The organism is Clostridium tanneri, from assembly GCF_033659955.1.
In the GTDB taxonomy this organism is placed as follows: domain Bacteria; phylum Bacillota; class Clostridia; order Clostridiales; family Clostridiaceae; genus Clostridium_AM; species Clostridium_AM tanneri.
On sequence record NZ_JARUJP010000003.1, the window covers coordinates 96,867 to 118,526 of the forward strand.

A 21,660-nucleotide genomic window follows, 5' to 3' on the forward strand; every position below is an offset into this window, starting at 1 on the left:
CCCATAAGTTATAAAATAATGTTTCGTAACGTTATTTTATAACTTATTTTTAGAAAAGTCAACAGGATATAGAAAATATAAATGACAATGCTGGAAATGAGAATAGAAATATGGTATCGTATACCTAAACAAAATGAAAAATTAAAAAAATACATAGAAAAGAAGTTTTATAAAAATGAAAATATGAGGTGGAGCATGGGAAAAGAGGAAGAAAAGTATACAAAAGACGCATCCATGCCTTCTGATTTGAAGTATTTAAACAGGAAGCGTATTTTGCAAATGATAAGAAATGAGCAAGTTGTATCTGTAAATGATATAAGTGAAGCTACAAGGATCAGTCGCCCAACGATAAAAAGAGCAATTCAAAGTTTTGAAGAGAAGGGGCTTTTAGTTTCGGTAGGGAAAGGATCTTCTACAAATACCGGTGGAAAACGTCCGGAATTATATACCTTTTGCTGTGAAAAGGTGATTTTGTGTATATATTTAGAAAAGAAATACATTCATTTTGCGATTTTAAATATGAAAAATGAATGTATACGAGAAAAAGAGGTTTTATTTAATTACGAGGATACTTTCGAAAAATTTCAGCATATCTTAAGGCATAATATATATTTAATTTTACAAGAAGCGGAAACTTCCTATGAAGACTTATATGGAATTAGTCTAGCAATAGGGGGATTTGTAGACCGTAAACTTGGAATTGTACGGTTTTGTGCGCTGGCTCCAGAATGGGGAAGGAATATTCCGATAAAAGCTTGGTTGGAAGAATTATTTCCTAAACAAGTTATTGTTGTAGAAAATCTTGTAAGAATTGCAGGAGGTTCTCTTCTTCTAGAGGAAAAATATCGTAGTAAAAGGATAGTTGCCATATATACTGAGGAGGGTATTTCTGCATGCTACATAGATGGAGAAGTCCTTACTGGGAGAAATGCATTAATTGGTGAAATTGGACACATGACAATTGATTATAGTGACAAAGAAGTATGTTCCTGTGGAAGTAGAGGCTGTTTTGAAAGAATGGTCAGTGAAGATAGAATAAAAGAGAAACTAAAGGAAAATCCTAAAAAGCTACCTTGTTCCACTATGAAACAGTGGATTGAATCAGATGAACTTATACGACATTTGTTTGAGGAAGCTGATAAAGGGGACGAATTAGCAAAGGAGATTGTCAGTTATGTTGCGGAAATGTTTTCTTTGATATTAAAAAATATAGCTATTAATTTTGATCCAGAAATCATTGTAGTACAAGGAAAGTATGCTTATGCGGGGGAGTATTTTGAAAGTGAGCTTAAAGAAGCAAGAAAAAAGGCAGGCTTTTTTCCAGAAGAAACAGCTTCCAAATTATACTATGATATGCGTCCACTAAGAGAATTACAAAGGTTTGGAGGATACCATGAACTGGCAGAAATGTTTTTTGAAAATCCACAGTTTTATGAAGGAACTACATTAGAATAGAATATTAAGTGGAAAAATCTGCTATTTTCATTAAAGTACTAATCAAGGAATATACTATAGTAATTTTGAATCATTTTAATTAGAGATTACTTTGACAACAAATAGGTAGCCTAAAGGGGCTGCCTATTTGTTTAAATGCACAGATTAATAATTTAAGAAAGTTTTATATTTTAAATTTTGAGATTAAATTTTTTAAGGAGTTAGTTATAGTGTTTAGTATATTTGAACTTTCATTTAAAGTATAAACCGTTTCCTCTTGTTTTACGTTATATTCCAATATGTCGTTTATAGAGAGTTCTATCTTATTAGAAGAATCGGATATATCCTTTAAGGACTTATTTATTATGCTGCTTGCTTTTTTCTGAGTTTCTACTAAATTGCTTAGTTTTCTTGAAAACTCCTCAAAGGTACTTAAGTTATTGACTATATCATTTAAGACTAATTGAGAATTTTTTATTTTACTTAATTCCTCCATAGTATTTTTTACATCCATATTCATAGATTTAGCTGCAGAATTAGATTCAACTATTATTTCATTTATAAGCTTTTCTATATTTCTTAAAACCCCTTCTGTTTCATTTGAAAACTTTTTAATTTCCTGCGCAACTACAGCAAAGCCCTTTCCTGATTCACCAGCTTTGCCAGCCTCTATACTTGCATTTAAGGACAACATCTTAGTTTGTTTAGATATTTTCTTTATTGACTCCAAGGTTCCTTCTATTTGCTTTGTTCTCTCTTCCAATTTATTTATGGAATCCACTGCAAATTTTACTAAATCTATAACATTACCTAGCTCTCTTATAGAGGTTTCTGTAATATCTTTAGTAGTATTGATAGCTTTAACACTTTGTATGGTTTTGTTTACATTCTCCTCTGATAAGTTATATATATTGTCCATAAAGCCATCAATTTTATGAAAACTAGCATAAATGTCATCAATGTTTTTATTTTGAAGGTTTATATCTGACTGTACACTTCTTATTTGGGATATTATATCACTACTTGTCCTAGATATGCCTACGCTGCTATTTTGTAATTCACTTACTATGCCATTTAATCTGAGAATATCCTTACTTATACCTCCTACAATAGTTCTTATAGACTTGGAGGATTCATTCATAGCGTTTATCAATATACCTATTTCATCCTTCACCTCTAAGTTAACATTATAGGTCAAATCTCCAGTAGAAAGAGCTTTTGATAATTCTACACCTTTATTAATATTTTTTAAGATACTTTTACTTATTAATATAGAAGTTAAAATCGTAAGCATAATCCCTATAAACAACCCTACTATATCTGTTAACAACAAGGCATAAAGTTCATTGGTTATTATATCAACTGGATAAGCTATCAATAACTGCCATCCCGTAGAACTAATTTTTTCATTAAATAGGTAATATTCCTTATTTTCCATAACCACATTACTAAAATCCTCTGAATTCTTACTAAGTTTACCGCTTAACGCTGATAAAGGGTCATTGGTATCGGATATTTTTTTCTTTAGCACATATTCCTTATTAGGGTGATATATATAGGTTCCCTTTTCTGAAACTAAGAAACAAAAGGCTCCTTTTTCCAGCTTTAGTTCTTTCATTATATTTTCTATTCTATCCATATTTACATCTATTCCTGACACACCTATGAAATTTCCATCTTTATCTACCATTTTTTGTACACCGGATATAAGTTTTCTGCCAGTGGCTTCTTCATAATAAGGTTCTGTCCACTTATAGCTTTCATAACCTTGTCCTATTTTATACCAATCCTGCTCCCAATATTTAAAGTCATTGATATCTGATGCTGTAAAAGGAATAGCGCCTTTTTCTTTATCTCTCATAATACACTCATAAGGCAGCTCATTATCTATCCTCATTTCTGGTTTAAAGAAGGTATAGGCAGTTTCTAGGTCTTTATTACTTTTTAATATTTCTGATAAGGATTGTTGAAGATAATCCTTTACTTCTACATAATTATTCTTATCATATTTAAGCCTTTCACTCATCAGGGAAATAGAGGAGCCTATACTTTGAATTTCTTTCATATTTTTATCTATGTCACTACTTATCTTTTCAGCAACAGCCCTCTCATTTGCTTGTAGTTGATCCTTAAGTTTATTCTTAGTTAGATTAAAATTCAGCATACTTGTAAATATTAAAATAACACTCATAGACAGAGAAAACCACAGAATTAATTTCCTCTTCACACTCTTCATAGGGGTAAATCCTCTCCTTTAGGCTTACTATTAAACATACCTAATATAAACTATGCTTTTTAGCTTAAAGTGTACTATTATTAAAAGTTTTTTGTATTTTAGAAAAGGCTAAAAGGCTCTTATAAAATTTAGCGGCCATAGCTTCTTTTCTTAGCATAGGCAGAAATACAATATTTGCTTAAATAATTGCATAATAATATATAGGTATGTATAATTTTATATAAAAGGTATTAATAAGCAAGTATTCTAATTGGAGGTTTCGACATGGCTAGCTTATTAGAGATTGGAACTATACTGCAAAGTAACACAGGGCAAGTGCTGGTTGTAAATGGATTACTAGGCTGCGGTGGACAAGGACAAGTCTACGAGGTTATTATAGGCAATAAAAGGTATGCCCTAAAGTGGTACTATAGCAGTCAAGGAATTAAAAAACAAAGAGATATAATAGAGAGATTAATACTGACGGGGAGTCCAGATAGTAGGTTTTTGTGGCCTATAGATATTGTAGATGCTCCTAATTTGCAAAGCTTTGGATACATAATGGAAATTAAAGGTATAGAGTATAGAAGTATGTCAGAAATAGTGGAGAAAAAAGCAGAACTTACATTCAGAACTCTATGCAATGCAGCTATAAACCTAGTAGATAGTTATTTAAAACTACACTCTAAGGGACTTTGTTACAGAGATATATCTCTTGGCAATATATTTATAAATCCACAAAGTGGAGATATTCTCATATGCGATAATGATAACGTAGCAGTCACAGGAACCAGTGAGTTAAGTGTATTAGGTACTCATAGATTTATGGCACCAGAAATAGTAAGGGGAGAAGCAGTTCCATCTACAGAGACAGACTTATTTTCATTAGCAACTTTGCTGTTTTATATGTTTATGTTTCACCACCCTTTAGAAGGAAAGGCCTCTGTAAATGTTGATACAAGAAATATCAATGTTGGTAGGGAGATCTATGGCGACAAACCTTTATTTATTTGGGATGAAAATGATTTTTCAAATAGACCTGTCTTTGGATATCATATAAATGCTTTAATTTATTGGGATATATATCCTCAGTTTATAAGAGAGCTATTTATTAAAGCTTTCACGAAGGGACTTTTTGATCCTAAGTGCAGGCTTTTGGAAGTGGAATGGAGAAGGGGATTTATAAAGTTAAGAGATAGTATATTATACTGCAAAAATTGTGGGGCAGAAAACTTTTATGATGCTTTGAGAATAAAAAACGGGGAGCAGCATAGGTGTTGGTATTGCAAGGGCAAAATTTCTATCCCGCCAAGAATAAAGGTAAATGATAATGTGATTTTATTAAACTTAAATAGTAGAATATACTCACACCATATAAAAGAAGATTTAAATTTTAATAAGGTAATAGGAGAAGTTACAGCTAATCCTAAAAATAAAGATATATTAGGAATTAAAAATTTATCTGAAAATCCTTGGAAAGTACTAAAGGTAAATGGAGATGAAGTTAAATTAGATAAAGATAGAACCATGATGTTAACAAGTATAAGGAAAATAGATTTTGGTTCGGAGATAGGTGAACTAAAATTATAAAGGAGGGTTAAATTGGAAAATAAAATTTTACATTTTATATGGATGTTAGACTGTTCAGGATCTATGACTGGTGAAAAGATACAGTCCTTAAATTACGCAATAAGAAATGCTCTTCCAAGTATAATTGATATTGCAGAGAAAAATAAAGATATACAAATTTTCATGAGAATTATTAAATTTTCAGATGGAGCACAGTGGCTTACAGAAAAGCCTGTAGAGTTAGATAAATTCATATGGTCAGATTTACAGACAGGAGGGATAACAGACCTGGGAGCTGCCTTAGACATGGTTAACGAAGAACTCAGTAAATTAGATAAAAAAACTAACTTACCACCGGTGATTATATTAGTTACTGATGGACAACCTACTGATAATTATGAAGAGGGACTACGTAAGTTATTAAGCAGCGAAATAGGAAGTCAGTCAGTTAGGATTGCAATTGCCATAGGAGAGGATGTAGATAATGATATACTTCAAGATTTTATAGGAAATAATGATGAAAGGCCTTTACAGGCTGGTAATTCTCATTCATTGATTAATCTTATTAAGTGGTCCTCTATAAATGCTGTGGATAAGAGCTTTCAGCAGGTAAAAGAGTATAACTGTGATGACGACGAAATTTGGTAGTACTAATAATTAAATTTTAAGTATAATAAGGAAAGGCAGGTGAATCCGTTATCATATATAACCTTATTACATCGGATAAAAGGTTATATGATATGGGATAACGAAAACTATAGTGAATAGAGAACTTATAATAAAAGTGAGAGAATTGATAAACAAACAAGGAGAAGAATTATATACTAATAGTAAAAAACTAAAGGCTTACCTAAATGACTATTTTCCAAACCAATATAATAGAGAAAAAAGATTAATAGTAGATTCTATAGAACAGAAGATACCAGAAGCTATAATAAACTACTCTGATTCAGAGATAGACAGCATAATGTACAATAATCTAGTGAAAAAGTTATATGATAACTTAGGAATATCACAGGAATTATCAGAGGGGACAGTACAATTTTGGTGTCAAGTTTTCGATAAAACTTATATAAAAATTAATAATACGGCTCAAAATCCTGCTAGCTACAGCCAAGGCAGTATTGGCTATACTAATAGCGGTATACCTAATGTAAATGGAAGCTTTCCTTACACAAACAATGGAGCAGCAAATATGAGTAGCGGTGGATTTAATGCAATGCCTCAAAACAGCATGTATAGCCAACAGGGTATACCAGCTGTTCCTGTTAACGCCAATCAGCAGTTCAATGACCAACAGACTGTGTTATTGAATAATAATAATATTACAGCTCCAAAATCAGATGGCAGAAAAAAAATTATCCTAGGGGCAGCAGCTTTATTAGCAGTAGTTATTGTTGTAATAGCATTAGTTTTTAATAATACAAATAATAAAAATGTAAGTGCAAATAAAAAAGAGGTAGCTACAAATGAAGGAACTAAGGAAACTAATACCACTAGTGAAGCAAAGGAAGAGACTGAAAAGCAGCAACCAAACAGAACTATAACAGCTAATAATTTTATTTTTAAAGATAGCAGTCAAAATAAAATAGAATCTTACAGATTATATAATTTAACTAGTGATCAGCTTTTTATAGCTCGAAATGAAATTTTTGCAAGACACGGTTTAATATTTAAAGATAAAAAACTACAAGCTTATTTTGAAAAACAAGCTTGGTATAAGCCAGATCCAAATGCTGTTGGAACTACAAATGATCCTATAGAAAAATATAATGTAGATCATATAAAAGATATAGAAGAAGTGAAGCTCTGCTTTAAAAATGCCCCTGCAATAAATAGGGATTATATATTATATGATAGCTATTATTATAAGCTTACCACAGAGGAAATAGAGAGATTAAGTAATTTGGAAATTTTACTTGCTCGAAATGAAATTTTTGCAAGACATGGATATATTTTTGGAATACCGGAACTTAATGATTATTTCCAAACTAAACCATGGTATACTAAAGTATCAAATGATGTTAACTTAAATGAAGTGGAAGAGTACAATGTACAAGCTTTAAAGGCTGTAGAAGATAAGAGAGTATACAATATGATATATAACTATACTTTAGGTGACGGTTACTAAGATATGTCTTAAGATAAGGCTAAGATATATCTAATAAGGGGTGGACAATTTGAAATTTAAACTAAAAATTATTTCCTTAATCCTTGGTACTACTTTGTTGTTTGCAGGATGCGGTGGTAATAAGGCTGATTTATCAACAGAAAATAAACCAGAGGAAACCAAAGTAGAAAGCAGTAAAGAAACAAATAATAATAAGGAAAATAAAAAAGCAGCAGAGGTAAAAAAACCTACAGAAGCGAAACCTGTTACAGAAGTTGAAAAGCCAAAAACAGAAGAGCCTAAAGTTGAAAAGAGAAAGCTTATTGTTTTAGATCCAGGTCATGGAAATAGATCTAACTTAGAAAAAGAGCCTATAAGCCCAGGAGCTTCAGAGTTAAAGATAAAGGATGGCGGCGGAGCTGAAGGGGTAAATAGTAAGACACCAGAGTATGCAATAACAATGGGTATAACTATTAAGCTTAAGGCAATCCTTGAAAAAGAAGGATATAACGTAATAATGACCAAAACTATGGATAGTGAAAGCCTTGGTAATATAGAAAGAGCAGAAGTTGGAAATAAAAACAATGCAGATTTGGTTTTAAGAATACATGCAGATTCATCAGAGTCATCAAGTGCTTCTGGAGCATCAATGCTCGTACCAGCACCTATAGGTTATGTAAAAGATAAGGTGGATATCAGTAGGAGGTACGGACAGATAATACTGAAAAGCCTAACGGATGAAGTTGGTATGGCTAATAAAGGAGTAGTGGAAAGAGCAGACATGACTGGATTTAACTGGTCTAAAGTGCCGGTGGTCTTAGTGGAAACAGGATTTTTATCTAATCCACAGGAAGATAAACTCTTAAATAGTCAGGAATATCAGCAAAGGATAGCAGAAGCATTGTGTAATGGCATAAAAAAGGCTTTAAATTAAATACAGAAAAAAACTGGAGGCTGCCAATGATAACTGGCAGCCTAAAAATTATGTATAAAAACTATTAAACTTATCTTTATTCTTATAATAAACTTTAATTTTAAACTAAAGCATACTACTAGCGTAATGATTTTTGTTCTATTATCAATTTTTCAAAAATATGCTATAATTTTAAAAACGTACAGGAAAGGTGTTGAAGTTATGAAAAGTCATGGATGTACTCTTGATTGTTTTGGATGTTGCAAACTAAATGTTCATGTTGAAAATAATAAGGTGGTAAAAATAGAAGCAGATAAAAATCATCCTTACACAAAGGGAATAATGTGTCAAAAGGGAAGAAATCATTTAAAAAGACTAAATGATAAGGACAGACTTTATTCTCCAATGAAAAAAGAGGATGGAAAATGGGTAAATATAAGCTTTGAAGAAGCTATAGATATAATCGCCAGTAAATTAAAGTATTACAAAGAAAAGTATTCTTCAAATGCTGTACTTCATTATAGTGAATCCGGTTCCGGTTCTATATTAAAGGCAATAGAGGATATATTTTTTAATTTTTATGGTGGTATAAGTAAAACCGATGGAGGAACCTGCTGGAGCGCTGGTACTAAAGCACAAAAGTATGACTTTGGATATAATAAATCCCATGCTATAGATGATGTTTTAAATTCAAAAAATATAATACTTTGGAGCAAAAATCCAGCAAACTCCCACATACAGTTGTTCCACAGAATAAAAAAGGCAAGGGAAAAGGGCATAAAAGTAATAGTAATAGACCCTCTTTCCACTGACAGTGTAAATATTGCTGATATTCATATAAAGATAAATCCATCTACAGATGCTGCTCTTGCTATGGCAATGACAAAAATAGTAATAGAAGAAAATCTTCAAGATACAGAATTTATAAAAGAAAATATCATAGGTTTTGAGGAATACAAAGCTTATTTAGACACTCTGGATATAAATTATCTATGTGAGGAATGTGGAGTAGATATATCTACAGTAAAAGAGCTTACTTATCTCTATGCTAAAGAAAAGTACAGTTCCATACACCTGGGATATGGACTTCAGAGATATAAAAACGGAGGTAATGCAGTAAGGGCAATAGATGCCTTAGCAGCAATAACTGGAAGTATAGGTAAAAAAGGCGGGGGAGTAAACTACAGTAATAAGGTATATCCAGATGTGTTAAATTTAGATCCTTACAATAGCCGCAAACATGCCTTAAATGAAAGAGAGTTTGATTTAAATGATTTTCCAGGTTTTGCAAAGGAGAATCTTAAGGCTATATTTATAAGTAAGGCAAATCCTCTTAACCAATGGCCTAATTTAAATGAATTCACTAAAGCTTTTAAAAGCATAGAATTTAAGGTGTGTATAGACATGTTTTTGACGGATACTGCAAAGCATTGTGATTTGGTTATTCCCTGCACAAATACTTTAGAGAGTGAAGATTTAGTATACACCTCAATGAGCAACCCCTATATAGTATACAATGAGAAATGTGTAGAACCAAAGCATAAGTTAATGGACGAATACTATTTTTTCAGAGAGCTTGCAAGGAAAATGGAAATAAAAGAATATCCTTATGTAGCTAAAAAGGAATATTTAGCACAGATTATAAAACCTTTAGAGGATAGGGGAATAACCCTTGAAAAGATAAAAAATGAATATGTAACTATACAAGAAGATGATGTTGCCTGGAAGGACTTAATATTTAAAACCACATCAAAGAAAATAGAGATATATTCTGAAAATGCAAAAGAGAATAATGTAAGCCCAATACCAGTTTATACTAATGAGAAAAATCCTAAACTCAGGCTTATAACTACCCATCCTAAAGCTTCTTTAATGTCTCAAGGCTTTAAAGATATAGATACCATGGCAATAGCTAATATAAGCGAAAATACTGCTAAGAATCATGATTTACTTAACGGAGAAGTTATCACGTTAAAGTCCGCTAATGGGGCAATAGATGTACAAGTATCCATAAATAAAAAGCTGATGGACAGCATAGTCCATATGGAAACAGGCTGGTGGGAGAAAAGCTCCAACCCAAATTTCTTAACAGAAGGGGACGCTTCTGATATAGGAAAACAAATAGCCTATTATGATACTTTTGTAGAAATAAAAAAGAAGATTTAATTTATAAGTAAATAGCTAGAAAGTTAACTTATGGGCAGCCGCATTCTGGCTTATAAGTTAACTTTCATTACTATTACCCTAAATTATTTCTATTTTTCTTTTCGCTTTGATATTAATCTACTATGGTGTCCTCTGATTCTTCCACTAATGGTACATTATTTAGGTTAACTTTTCTGTTATCTAGAGTGTTATTGTTTATATGTTTTGTAATCATACCTTCAGAAGGGTTCATTAAAAAGCTTTCTAAAAAAATCCTGCCCTTATGGGAATTGGCTACAGCATGATGCTCTCCACGACTTACATAATGAACCCAAGAGTAGCCACTATTTATTACTTTATCTAAGTCTTCCTTATCAATTAAAGTTTTTTCTTTTTTCCTTCCATATTTATCTCTAAGAATTACAGCAGTAGTTTCTGAGTCCACATCTTCATAATCATTAACTGCTTCATTTTGATTATATACCTCTATATTACATCTTCTATTGTCTAAAGTATCTCCATTAATATGTCTAATGGGAGTTTTAGTATGTACGCCTAGAATAAATGAGTGTAAACTTTGTTTTTCTTTAGTCTTTTTTCCAGTAGCAGGAGAGGGTTGTAAACTTTGAGCTAAATAGCTGTTAAAATCTTTATGCCACTCTGCAAACCAAAGACCTTTATCTAGTACCATTTTTAAATCGTCAACATCTACTTTACTATCAATAATTGAGCCATCTTTTTTTCTTAATTTTATATATGCAATGTTTTCCTTTACTTCATATTCGTTAGCTTTTAATTTCTGTTTATTATTCATAATAGTCACCGCTTTCTTTTGTTACTAGTATTATGTATATAATTTTTGTGTCAGTATTTTTTATTATACCACATATATGAAATTTTTTGTCTCAATAAAGAACTAACATAAATCATACAGGGAAAATCCTATATGCTGCGAAGTTGCTTTTGTTACAATTATAAGATTCTTAGGTAAAACTAAACTTCCTATTATTCATATACTTGTTAAGTATATGAATAATTAGTACTCTGGCAGTATGTGTTAGCCTTTCACACCGGCTTTTTTCTTATTGATACTTATGTTCTAATAAGTATATAATAAACATAATGAAAAATTACAAATTTGTAATTTATTGTGCAATTTCGCCGATACTAAACTAAAAGTTCTATTAGTATTTAAATAAAAACAATTTTAAAAGGAGGAAATAATATGGGGTTATTTAAGAAAATATTATTAACTGTAGGTGTTGGGGGAGCTGAAGTAAACACTGAGATTCTACAATCTACTGTAAGGATTGGAGAAGATATAGAGGGGGTTGTAAATATTCTAGGAGGCTCTGCAGAGCAAAATATTGATAGGGTAGAAGTAGAGCTTAAAACAGAATACATCAAAGAAGTAGATGATGTTAAACAAAAACATAGGGCAACACTAGTAAAATTAGTAGTAGGTAGGGATATAGCAATTTCGCCTAATGAGAGAAAGCAAATTCCTTTTACCTTTAGAGTGCCTGAACATACACCAATTAGTATGAATAGGAAAACTGTATGGGTAGAGACAGAATTAGAAATTCCACTGGCAATAGATCCTGAAGATAGAGATTATATAGAAATTAGGCCAAGTAATACAATGGAAGTTGTTCTAGATGCAGTTCTAAATGTATTAGGATTTAGATTGAGAGAAGTAGAGTGCAAAGCAGGATATATTGGTAGAAGTGAAGGTGGTTTCTTACAGGAGTTTGAATTTGTGCCTCAGTCAGCATTTAGGGGAGTATTAGATGAACTAGAGATTACTTTTTTACCATCCTCTGAAGGGGTTAACCTTTTTATGCAAATTGATAGAAGAGCGAGAGGCTTTAAATCCTTCATGCAAGAAGCAGCAGGGCTAGATGAAAAACATATAATACTTACAATTAGTGACTATGATGCATCACAAGGCAGCAGATATGTAGCTGAAATTTTAGAAAATACAATAAATAATTATTGTTAAAACATTAAATATTTACTATTGACCATAGTTTTTGTGGTATACTTTTCCTGAGAACACATAAACATTGAAAGGGGATTAACATAATGAAAGTATCTGAAAGAATTACAAAGTTAAGAGCCTTGATGGCAGAAAAGAATATCAACATGTATATTGTACCTACTGCTGATTTTCATCAGAGTGAGTATGTTGGTGAACATTTTAAAGCTAGAAAGTATATAACAGGTTTTACAGGTTCTGCAGGAACTGCTGTTATTACAATGGACAGTGCAGGACTTTGGACAGATGGAAGGTATTTTCTCCAAGCTGGAAAGCAATTAGAAGAAACAACTGTTGAATTATTTAAAATGGGTGAACCAATGGTTCCAACTATAGAAGAATTTATCGAAAGCAATCTTCCAGAAGGGGGAACACTTGGATTTGATGGTCGTGTTGTTTCTATGGGAAATGGACAGGATTATGAAAAAATTGTTGAAAAGAAAAACGGCTCTATAAAATATCAGTGCGATTTAGTTGACCATATATGGGAAGACCGTCCACCGCTTTCTGAAAAACCAGCATTTGCCCTTGATATAAAATATACTGGTGAGTCTACAGCCTCTAAATTAAAACGTGTTAGAGAAGCAATGAAAGCTGCAGGTGCAAATGCACATATAATTACATCTCTAGATGATATAGCATGGCTTCTTAACATACGTGGAGATGATATTGAGTTCTTTCCTTTAATTTTAAGCTATGTAATCGTTACGATAGATGAGGTACATCTTTTCATAAATGAAAATAAATTAAGCGATGAGATAAAATCTGACCTTATAAAAAATGGTGTAACAAATTTCCATCCATATAATGATGTATATGAAGAAGCTAAGAAATTCACTGCTTCTGATGTATTATTAATTGACCCTGTTAGAATGAATTACGCATTATATAACAACATCCCTAAAGATGTTAAGAAAGTAGAAAAAGAAAATCCATGTGTTTTATTTAAAGCTATGAAAAACCCAACTGAAATTAAAAATATTAAAAATGCTCATATCAAAGATGGAATAGCAAATACAAAATTTATGTATTGGTTAAAACAAAATATAGGCAAAGAAAAAATTACAGAAATAAGTGCCTCTAATAAATTAGAAGGACTACGTGCACAGCAGGAGGGATTTATTCGCCCAAGCTTTGAACCAATATGTGCCTTTGGTGAACACGCTGCTATCGTACACTACACTTCTTCTCCTGAAACTGATGTAGAGCTTAAAGAGGGAGCTTTATTTTTAACAGATACAGGAGCTGGTTACTATGAAGGTTCCACTGACATTACAAGAACTATTGCACTTGGAGAAATACCACAAATAATGAAAGACCACTTTACTCTAACTTTGCAAAGTAATCTTCGCCTTGCTCATGCAAGATTCCTTTATGGATGTAACGGTATGAATTTGGACATAGTTGCACGTGCTCCATTCTGGGACAATAACTTAAACTTTAACCATGGAACAGGTCACGGTGTTGGATATTTAATGAATATTCACGAAGCGCCAACAGGCTTTAGATGGCAATACCGTGCACATGAAATTCATCAAATTGAAGAAGGTATGGTTCTTACTGATGAGCCAGGAATATATATTGCAGGTTCCCACGGAGTTAGAATTGAAAATGAACTTCTTGCCTGCAAAGGTGAAAAAAATGAGTATGGTCAATTTATGTATTTTGAGACAATTACTTATGCACCTATAGATTTAGATGCAGTAAACCCTGAAATGATGAGTGTACAAGAAAAGGCTTGGTTAAATGAATATCACAAGACAGTATACGATAAAATTTCACCATACTTAAATGAAGAAGAAAGAGAATGGCTAAAAGAATATACTAGAGAAATCTAATAACTAAAATCAATGGAGTAGTATGAAAATAATTATTTTCATACTACTTTATATTTAGAATACTATTAAAAAATAGATATATCATAGAGATTGTAAAAAAAGATTGTTATTTTCTCGTAAATATGTATAATATTTATGTAAGTGGTTTGCTGATAGCTGCAGATATCAACAAACGGGTCGGGAGAGGGATACCAATAAAGAGGAAAACTAAATATGTTACATGAAATGATAAAGAGAAGATTACATTTATATGACTGTAACCTTGATATAAAGAAAGAACTCGTTGCTGGGGTTATTTCTTTTTTTACGGTAGTTTATATAATTGCAGTTAACTCGTCAATTTTATCAGAAACAGGAATTCCTATTGAAGCCGGTATGGTAGCAACAATTGCAGCCTCGTTTTTTGCATGCATGGTAATAGGATTTTGGGCCAATGTGCCTATTGTTATTGTTCCAGGTATGGGAATTAATGCTTTGTTCTCCTATACAGTTGTTAAATCCATTGGTCTTTCCTGGCAAGAAGCTTTAGCTGTTGTTTTTGTTTCGGGAATTTTATTTACAGTGATTGCTTCTACTTCTCTTGCTGAAATTATATCAGATTCCATACCTCATTCTTTAAAGGAAGCTATTACCGTTGGACTAGGGTTATTTTTAACGTTAATAGGTTTAGAAAAGGGTGGAATGGTTATAAGAGGCACCAACTCTATATTAGCTTTAGGACATTTAAACAATTCTTATGTACTTGCAACGGTTATTACACTAGTAATAACAATAGTTCTTTTTATAAGAAATGTTCCTGCAAACTTCTTATTAAGTATACTGTTAGGTACGGTAGTGGCTATAATGTTTGGTGTTGTAAATATGCAGGAGCTTAATGGAGCAAGCTTTGATTTAAGCAACTATGGAAAAGTCCTTGGAGCAATGTCTTTTTCAAAGATTTTATCCTACAAGTTTTGGATGGCAGTATTTTCTTTAACTATGGTAATGGTCTTTGAGAGTATAGGTTTAATACATGGACAACTTAGCTTATTAAAGCAGCCGGAAAAATACAAAGCTTCTATTCAGGCTGTTGCAGTATCAACTATAGCTAGCGGAGTGTTCGGTACAAGTCCAACAGTTCCAGCTGTTGAAAGTGCAGCAGGAATTGCTGCTGGTGGAAAAACTGGAATAACAGCTATTACAGCTGGAGGTTTGTTTCTAGCATCATTATTCTTTCTTCCTGTAATTAAGATAATTCCGGGAAGTGCCATTGCACCAGTACTAGTTATTATAGGAGCACTAATGGTTCAAAATGTGAAAAACATTGACTTTGGAGATTTGTCAGAGGGAATTCCTGCTTTCTTAATAATAGTAATGATACCATTTACTTATAGTATTTCTGATGGGATAGCTTTTGGTTTCATTGCATACCCCATTTTAAAGGTAGCATTAGGAAAGGCAAAGAAGGTATCAATGCCTCTATATATAATCTCTTGTCTATTTTTAATAAGTTTTATTTTTAGATAGCACTAATCAAAATCACACTTAAATTCATATATTATAAAAATCAAAAGCTATATGAAGATGAACTACTTTGTTCAAAATTCATATAGCTTTCATATTGGCAATTTAGAGAATTACTATTCGTACTAGTCTAGTGATACTATATTTTTATAGTCTACATCAAAGGCTTCTCCTGACTTCTTTATTATATGACCAGAAGTATAGGGCTTACCCTCTATGGTAATACACACCTGACCTACGTTATAATAGTTTCCTAAAGTATTAGTTACAGAGGTTAATACTGACATCTCTGTATATGTCCCTTTATTCGTTATAGAAATAAATTCCTTTGAAAAATCCACATAAACCTTATTTTCGCTTTCATTAAGATAAAGTTTATTTATCTTAGTATTAGCAGTTATTAAAGGAGTTGTAGAGGAATTTGGAGCTTTTTTAAAGTTCTTTTCAAAAAATGCTTTTGTTTCATCATTAGTTTTAAAGCTTGCAACTACTTTCTTTTCTCCAATTTTATCCTCTGCAGGCATAGGATAATAGAATTTAACGGTCTGAGTAACAACTGCAGCTTTATCTATTTTTTCTAAGGTAGTAGTAACAACTAATCCATTAGATTGAAAGGTACTTTTTATTAGACCTACTCCTAATCCATAATAATCTTTTGTAGTGGAGTCCTTTTCTTCTGTAGTAACTTCTATGGATTTAAACTTTCCTGCTGGAGTAGTTACAAGGTCGTTAACAGCTGTTATAGTTCTTTTTCTACCATCAGATAAAGTCCATGTAGTTCCTTTTACTATTGGTTCTTTAATTAAAGTTTCCCTTATATTTGAATTCTCCTTTGTCAAGTCATCCCTATAATAGAACTCTCCTCTGGAAAATACTATTTTTAGTTCTCCGTTTTTATTTTCAAGTATTTGTCCTGCTGTAGTACCTGCATTTATAATTCGCAGCTGAATTTTATTTTCTCTTAAATAGTCAACATATACATCCTTTGACGCATATTCGCTTCCTGATCCAGAATATTTCATTCTAACATTTTCCTTCATTGGGAAAAAGTCATTTATTGTATATTGCTTTGATTCACTTTCTGTGTTGGGTTTAGTTTGATTTTGAGTCTCTATAGGCTTAGATTCTGCTGATAAATCTGCCGGTTTACTACAAGCTGTTAGCAGAGCTAAACCCAAAGACAACATAATTACCATTAGCTTTTTCATAGTATCATCTCCTATAATGTTTTATAGATAATATAATATTTTTATCTCAGCTATGAATTTATAAGTATATCTAACATTTTTTCAGTGTTATTTACAAATTGTTTCATTACCTGAAAATGTTCAGTGTCTTTATATATTACTTTTTTAAACCCGTCTTTTAGTTCATATATTACAGCATGTGGATAGGACATTATAATAGGTGAATGGGTAGCAATTACAAACTGAGAACCTTGTTCTACTAGTTCATGCATCCTTGCAACCATGGTCATCTGTCTTGTTGGTGATAAAGCAGCTTCTGGCTCATCTAAAATATACAGGCTATTTCCTCTAAATTTATTAATGAATAATGATATGAAAGATTCTCCATGTGACTGGTCATGTAGTGAAACCCCTCCGTATGCTCTTACAACATCTAATTCATCAATTTTAGTGGCAACGTTATAAAAGCTTTCTGCTCTTAGAAAAAAGCCGTCCTCTGGCATTTTAACACCTTTTATTAGCTTTAAATATTTATATAGCTCTGAATGAGTCTCCTTAGTTGAAAAGTTGAAATTTTTTGTTCCACCTTCAGGATTAAAACCATATGCTGTGGCAATTGCTTCCAGTATCGTTGATTTTCCTGTACCATTTTCACCTACAATAAATGTTACCTTGGGATGAAAATCTAAAGTAAATAAATTTCGTACTGCCTCTAAAGAAAATGGATATTCAGAAAATGAGTTTATATTTTCTCTGCACAACTTTACCGTTCTTAAATATTGATTTAGCATAAATTTATCCAATTACAATCGACTCCAAACAAGATTTTACATATATTTAATTATACTGTATACAAACTTAAACATCAAATATTTCACATAACTATACAAATATTAATTTTGTTATTGAATATGTTGTTTAATTGCATTATAATTTATATTAAACACAATTAATTGGCAAGAGGGTGTAATTATGGCAATTAAAATGATATTATTTTTAACATTTTTATCACTTGCAGCATTATATACTGTATACAAAGTTGGGTATAACCAAGCCAAAGAAGAAGTAGAAGAAACAACATGCCAAGATTTTGAGGTGTGTAACAATCTATGTTACCAATGTAAAATCTCTCAGAAGTGTTGGGAGTTGTCTAATCATATGTATTAAGTAAAAACATATATCTATTAAATTAAATCAAAAAAGGCAAGTGGCAAAACTAAGTTTTACCACCTGTTAGCTTCTAGTTCTATTGAATTTTTTCAACTGGTACCTGAATTTCAGTAATGTATTCCTCAGGATTATTAGTTGACCATTCTCCATCTAAATATAATTCTCTGTTAGGTCCTACAATTTTATAACCATTCTCCTCAATCCATTTAAGCAAAGCATTGTATGCCATATTTATATTTTCATAGCTTCCTTTGTGTATTACACAGGCTGAACTTTCTACATAGGGAAGTTCTTTAACCTTTATTCTATCAGTTTCAGGTACATTGCTAGCTATACAAGACATAACCTCAATGTCTACATCACTTTCCTTATAACCTGGATCATAGTAGATTGCTCTGCAGGGTGCAATTATCTTTGCATTATTTGCTTCTAAGTGAGCTGTAAGCTCTCCCCATAAATTACACTGCTTACTGTAACCTGGTATAATATCTCTAACAGCAGCTACCTTAATAGTTTCAAGTTGTTTTAAAACCACATCATATTTTAACATAAACCTGTCATCCTCCTTAATTCTATTTATAAGTGTTTCTACTTTTAAAAGTCTCATTTTTTCATATTTGATAGTATCGTGAATTTCATTTCTTTTTTGGTCCAGCATTGAAAGTACAATATCCGTAGATATTTCATTGTCGATTACACTAGCAATTTGGCTCAAAGAAAATCCTAAGTCTTTTAAGGCTAGTATTCTATTTAGCCTTGGAAGTTGTTTTGCTGAGTAATATCTATATCCTGTTTGTAGGTCAACTTCTATAGGCTTTAAGAGGTCTAGTTCATCATAATATCTAAGGGTTTTTATAGATATTTTGTTAAGCTTTGCAAAGTCTCCTATTTTAAACATATTTATCTCTCCTATGCGCGCATATTGTCTTTACAATATAATAATAAACCCTCCAGTAATGGGAGAGTCAATAGAAAGTTTTTATAATAATTTCCAGGTTGGCTATTTTTTATTAAGAGAAAAGAGCTTGTTGGATTATAGAGGTAAGTAATGATATAATTATATATGTTCTGTGTTAAATTTTGGTTTATGTGGTCCATATTGGGTGAAGATACTATATTTTTGTCTTTGCCTTCATTTATATTAGTACAAGAATCCATAAAGCTTTAGCTGTGAAAGAGGATAGCCTATGAAAATAATAACAAAATTACATTAAAGGAGAAAAAAATGCAGTATAATAAATTAGACAAAGATGCTAAAAAATCATGGATGATAGCTAGATTTATAGGAATGATTATAGTAACATTAGTACTTTTAGCTATAAAATATTTCTTCACATATAAAATCCAAGTGAAATTTTTTGTAAATTGGAGTTTAGGCATAAATATAGTTGTTGGAATAATAATTTTTCTTTCTTTATTAGATACTTTCTTATACCCTTCAATAGAATATGCTCAATGGAAATATATAATCACAAAGGATAAGATAGAGTTTTCGGAAGGTATATATTATGTTAAAACAACAATCATTCCAATAGTTAGAGTTCAACATATAAAAATAAACCAAGGACCTATAAATAAGATATTCAAACTTGCAAATATCAATATATTTACTGCAGGAGGAAGTCATACAATTCCTAATTTGAGTATAGAGAAAGCAAATGAAATTGGCGAATATTTAAAAGAAAAAATTAAGGAAAAGGTTAACAAAAATGATATATAGACCAAATAGAACTCATTTTTCATATGTAGTAAAGCAAATAATTAAGTTTATTAAAAATGTATGGGTCTTTGGAGTTATAGCTTTAACTACTGGTATTAAATCACCGCTATTCTTGGGCTTTATAGCTATTTTAGTGCTGTCAATTATTTTTATAATAATAGAGTGGAGAAAAACTATATTTTATATTAAAGATAACATATTAGTTTTGGAAAAAGGTGTTATTTCGACTTCTAAGCAAGAGGTACCCTTTGATAAGATTAATACTATAGACTCTTCTCAAAGCTTAATTGATAGAATATTTAAAGTGTATACATTAAAGGTAGATACAGGCAGTGTTATTGCTAAAAAATCTGAGTTTTTGGTTATTGTAAAGAAAGAAAGATTAGATGAACTTAAAAATAGTATTATAGACAAAGATAATAAAACTTCCCCAAATTTAAGCATTGATAAAGATAAGGAAGCTGAGGTATCTGAAGAGGTAAGATTTAATAAAGATACAGAAGAGCATTTAGTAAACAGAAGGGTTATAACCTCAAAAGAAATATTTAAATATGCTTTAACGAAAAGTAAGATATTTTGGGCTATAGGTGGATTTTTTGCGTTAACTAATGGTTTAGATGATATACTAAGATATTTTGATTTAAAAATTTTTAATAGTGTTGTTAATTATATAAATTTAAACTCTATCCAATCAAAGTCTGTTTTCATAATAATTTTAGCATTTATAATTCTTTCTATTTTTGTATATATGATTATAGTTGTAGCTTCAGTAATTTTTGAAATGATAAGGCTGAATAATTTTACAGTAGAGACCTACAAGGATAAGATAAGTATATCTTATGGCTTATTTACTAAAAAGCAGTACTCCTTTAAGCTAAATAAAGTATATGGCATAAGATTCAAACAAACCTTGCTGCAGCAATTTATGAATATAGGAGTACTAGAACTAATAACTGTTGGTTATGGTGATGAAAAGGATGAAAAAGCTATTTTATATCCTATAATAGATGAAAAGTCTAAAGAGGATTTTTTAAAAACTGTATTGCCAGATATGATATTTGAAGGAGAGATTGTCAATCCACCTAAAAGCAGCTTCATAGCTTTTATTTTAAAGGGTATTATAATCCCAGTCATAATACTTGTACCAATAGATATATTCTTAAAGATAGTACCAAACAATGTTAAATTATCTGTTATACTGATTGTTCTAGTGTTATCATTTATCGCTAGTCTATTAAATTATAAAAATACATCTCTAGGCACAAGTAAAAATGTTTTAATAGCAAGTAGTGGAGGACTGAGTAAAGTAACAACAATAATAAGAGAAGAGGCTGTACAGTCAATAACGAAAAAACAAGGTATATTTCAAAATAGAGTTAAAGTATGTAGTTATAAGATAGATTTATACTCTAACAAATTAGGAGATGTGATTAATGTTAAATATATAAATCAATCGCTTTATAACAAAATACAAGAAAATTTGAAATTTTAACTAGGGAGTCCTTTGAACTTCCTTTTTTTCAAAGTATTGGCATTTGGGACATGATTAGATACAGTGATATAGTGTGGAGAGAAACCTCTCATATCTGTGCATGAAATGAGAGGCTTTCATAGCAATTAGCCAGATATTGAACTATATTTAAATGAAGATCCAACTAATTCAAAGTTTGAAGTTTGGGTGCCAATAACAAAATGTAAATAAAAGAAAGCCTGTAACTATAGATAAATGTATATAATTCTTGTTTTTAGTGTATTTTAGGCAATAAAAATAACACCTGCTTGAAAGCAGGTGCAAAGATAAGGGATTAAATATATTTA

The 21,660-nt window shown here is 31.2% G+C and carries 17 protein-coding genes; 12 read left to right on the forward strand and 5 right to left on the reverse strand.

The window, feature by feature from the left end:
* Positions 1-81 precede the first annotated feature (81 nt).
* The gene (locus tag P8V03_RS03935) at positions 82-1,455 is read left to right on the forward strand and encodes an ROK family transcriptional regulator (protein WP_318796847.1); all 1,374 of its coding nucleotides are present in this window, start codon (positions 82-84) and stop codon (positions 1,453-1,455) included.
* Between the two features lie 163 nt (positions 1,456-1,618).
* On the opposite strand, the gene P8V03_RS03940 is transcribed toward P8V03_RS03935, so the two are convergent.
* Positions 1,619-3,670, reverse strand: coding sequence for a methyl-accepting chemotaxis protein (locus tag P8V03_RS03940; protein ID WP_318796848.1), 2,052 nt, complete (start codon positions 3,668-3,670; stop codon positions 1,619-1,621).
* A 264-nt stretch (positions 3,671-3,934) separates the two neighbouring features.
* Between P8V03_RS03940 and P8V03_RS03945 the strand changes: the two genes are divergently transcribed.
* The 5 genes from P8V03_RS03945 to P8V03_RS03965 all read left to right on the forward strand — a co-directional run bounded on the left by P8V03_RS03945 (position 3,935) and on the right by P8V03_RS03965 (position 10,407).
* A complete protein-coding gene (locus P8V03_RS03945; RefSeq protein WP_318796849.1) occupies positions 3,935-5,239 on the forward strand; it encodes a protein kinase domain-containing protein in 1,305 nt (434 codons plus the stop codon).
* Positions 5,240-5,251: 12 nt separating this feature from the next.
* Positions 5,252-5,866: a vWA domain-containing protein gene (locus P8V03_RS03950; RefSeq protein WP_318796850.1), complete on the forward strand. Its 615-nt coding sequence runs from the start codon at positions 5,252-5,254 to the stop codon at positions 5,864-5,866.
* Positions 5,867-5,978: 112 nt separating this feature from the next.
* A complete protein-coding gene (locus P8V03_RS03955) occupies positions 5,979-7,349 on the forward strand; it encodes a YARHG domain-containing protein (protein WP_318796851.1) in 1,371 nt (456 codons plus the stop codon).
* A 40-nt stretch (positions 7,350-7,389) separates the two neighbouring features.
* Positions 7,390-8,262, forward strand: a complete 873-nt coding sequence (locus tag P8V03_RS03960) for an N-acetylmuramoyl-L-alanine amidase family protein (RefSeq protein WP_428978962.1) — start codon at positions 7,390-7,392, stop codon at positions 8,260-8,262.
* Between the two features lie 201 nt (positions 8,263-8,463).
* On the forward strand, positions 8,464-10,407 hold the full coding sequence (locus tag P8V03_RS03965; RefSeq protein ID WP_318796853.1) for a molybdopterin-dependent oxidoreductase: 1,944 nt from the start codon (positions 8,464-8,466) through the stop codon (positions 10,405-10,407).
* Positions 10,408-10,519: 112 nt separating this feature from the next.
* Here P8V03_RS03965 and P8V03_RS03970 read toward each other — a convergent pair whose 3' ends face one another.
* Positions 10,520-11,200 carry a hypothetical protein gene (locus P8V03_RS03970; RefSeq protein ID WP_318796854.1) on the reverse strand — a complete coding sequence of 227 codons (681 nt, stop codon included), beginning with the start codon at positions 11,198-11,200 and terminating at the stop codon, positions 10,520-10,522.
* 411 nt (positions 11,201-11,611) lie between these two features.
* Here P8V03_RS03970 and P8V03_RS03975 point away from each other — a divergent pair, with 411 nt between their 5' ends.
* The 3 genes from P8V03_RS03975 (at position 11,612) to P8V03_RS03985 (ending at position 15,768) form a co-directional block, all read left to right on the forward strand.
* Complete coding sequence (locus tag P8V03_RS03975; RefSeq protein WP_318796855.1) at positions 11,612-12,388, forward strand: sporulation protein; 777 nt, start codon at positions 11,612-11,614, stop codon at positions 12,386-12,388.
* Between the two features lie 83 nt (positions 12,389-12,471).
* Positions 12,472-14,262, forward strand: coding sequence for an aminopeptidase P family N-terminal domain-containing protein (locus P8V03_RS03980; RefSeq protein ID WP_318796856.1), 1,791 nt, complete (start codon positions 12,472-12,474; stop codon positions 14,260-14,262).
* A 213-nt stretch (positions 14,263-14,475) separates the two neighbouring features.
* A complete protein-coding gene (locus P8V03_RS03985; protein ID WP_261672444.1) occupies positions 14,476-15,768 on the forward strand; it encodes an NCS2 family permease in 1,293 nt (430 codons plus the stop codon).
* Between the two features lie 122 nt (positions 15,769-15,890).
* Here the strand turns inward: P8V03_RS03985 and P8V03_RS03990 are convergent, their stop codons facing one another.
* Both P8V03_RS03990 and P8V03_RS03995 read right to left on the reverse strand, forming a co-directional pair.
* Entirely contained in the window at positions 15,891-16,973 is a 1,083-nt protein-coding gene (locus tag P8V03_RS03990; RefSeq protein ID WP_318796857.1) for a GerMN domain-containing protein, read from the reverse strand.
* A 50-nt stretch (positions 16,974-17,023) separates the two neighbouring features.
* Positions 17,024-17,743, reverse strand: a complete 720-nt coding sequence (locus tag P8V03_RS03995) for an AAA family ATPase (RefSeq protein ID WP_261672463.1) — start codon at positions 17,741-17,743, stop codon at positions 17,024-17,026.
* 181 nt (positions 17,744-17,924) lie between these two features.
* On the opposite strand from P8V03_RS03995, the gene P8V03_RS04000 reads away from it, so the two are divergent.
* Entirely contained in the window at positions 17,925-18,119 is a 195-nt protein-coding gene (locus P8V03_RS04000; protein WP_261672442.1) for a hypothetical protein, read from the forward strand.
* A 79-nt stretch (positions 18,120-18,198) separates the two neighbouring features.
* Here P8V03_RS04000 and P8V03_RS04005 read toward each other — a convergent pair whose 3' ends face one another.
* On the reverse strand, positions 18,199-19,020 hold the full coding sequence (locus P8V03_RS04005; RefSeq protein WP_318796858.1) for a MerR family transcriptional regulator: 822 nt from the start codon (positions 19,018-19,020) through the stop codon (positions 18,199-18,201).
* A gap of 327 nt (positions 19,021-19,347) precedes the next feature.
* Between P8V03_RS04005 and P8V03_RS04010 the strand changes: the two genes are divergently transcribed.
* Both P8V03_RS04010 and P8V03_RS04015 read left to right on the forward strand, forming a co-directional pair.
* On the forward strand, positions 19,348-19,842 hold the full coding sequence (locus tag P8V03_RS04010; RefSeq protein ID WP_261672440.1) for a PH domain-containing protein: 495 nt from the start codon (positions 19,348-19,350) through the stop codon (positions 19,840-19,842).
* A complete protein-coding gene (locus P8V03_RS04015; protein WP_318796859.1) occupies positions 19,832-21,334 on the forward strand; it encodes a PH domain-containing protein in 1,503 nt (500 codons plus the stop codon). Before P8V03_RS04010 ends, P8V03_RS04015 begins: the two co-directional genes overlap by 11 nt.
* Positions 21,335-21,660: the final 326 nt, after the last annotated feature.

Excerpts from the sequence above, each read along its gene's own strand:
- P8V03_RS03935 (WP_318796847.1), top strand. The coding sequence starts at position 82 with ATGACAATGCTGGAAATGAGAATAGAAATATGGTATCGTATACCTAAA.
- P8V03_RS03940 (WP_318796848.1), bottom strand. The coding sequence starts at position 3,670 with ATGAAGAGTGTGAAGAGGAAATTAATTCTGTGGTTTTCTCTGTCTATG.
- P8V03_RS03945 (WP_318796849.1), top strand. The coding sequence starts at position 3,935 with ATGGCTAGCTTATTAGAGATTGGAACTATACTGCAAAGTAACACAGGG.
- P8V03_RS03965 (WP_318796853.1), top strand. The coding sequence starts at position 8,464 with ATGAAAAGTCATGGATGTACTCTTGATTGTTTTGGATGTTGCAAACTA.
- P8V03_RS03970 (WP_318796854.1), bottom strand. The coding sequence starts at position 11,200 with ATGAATAATAAACAGAAATTAAAAGCTAACGAATATGAAGTAAAGGAA.
- P8V03_RS03975 (WP_318796855.1), top strand. The coding sequence starts at position 11,612 with ATGGGGTTATTTAAGAAAATATTATTAACTGTAGGTGTTGGGGGAGCT.
- P8V03_RS03980 (WP_318796856.1), top strand. The coding sequence starts at position 12,472 with ATGAAAGTATCTGAAAGAATTACAAAGTTAAGAGCCTTGATGGCAGAA.
- P8V03_RS03985 (WP_261672444.1), top strand. The coding sequence starts at position 14,476 with ATGTTACATGAAATGATAAAGAGAAGATTACATTTATATGACTGTAAC.
- P8V03_RS03990 (WP_318796857.1), bottom strand. The coding sequence starts at position 16,973 with ATGAAAAAGCTAATGGTAATTATGTTGTCTTTGGGTTTAGCTCTGCTA.
- P8V03_RS03995 (WP_261672463.1), bottom strand. The coding sequence starts at position 17,743 with ATGCTAAATCAATATTTAAGAACGGTAAAGTTGTGCAGAGAAAATATA.
- P8V03_RS04000 (WP_261672442.1), top strand. The coding sequence starts at position 17,925 with ATGGCAATTAAAATGATATTATTTTTAACATTTTTATCACTTGCAGCA.
- P8V03_RS04005 (WP_318796858.1), bottom strand. The coding sequence starts at position 19,020 with ATGTTTAAAATAGGAGACTTTGCAAAGCTTAACAAAATATCTATAAAA.
- P8V03_RS04010 (WP_261672440.1), top strand. The coding sequence starts at position 19,348 with ATGCAGTATAATAAATTAGACAAAGATGCTAAAAAATCATGGATGATA.
- P8V03_RS04015 (WP_318796859.1), top strand. The coding sequence starts at position 19,832 with ATGATATATAGACCAAATAGAACTCATTTTTCATATGTAGTAAAGCAA.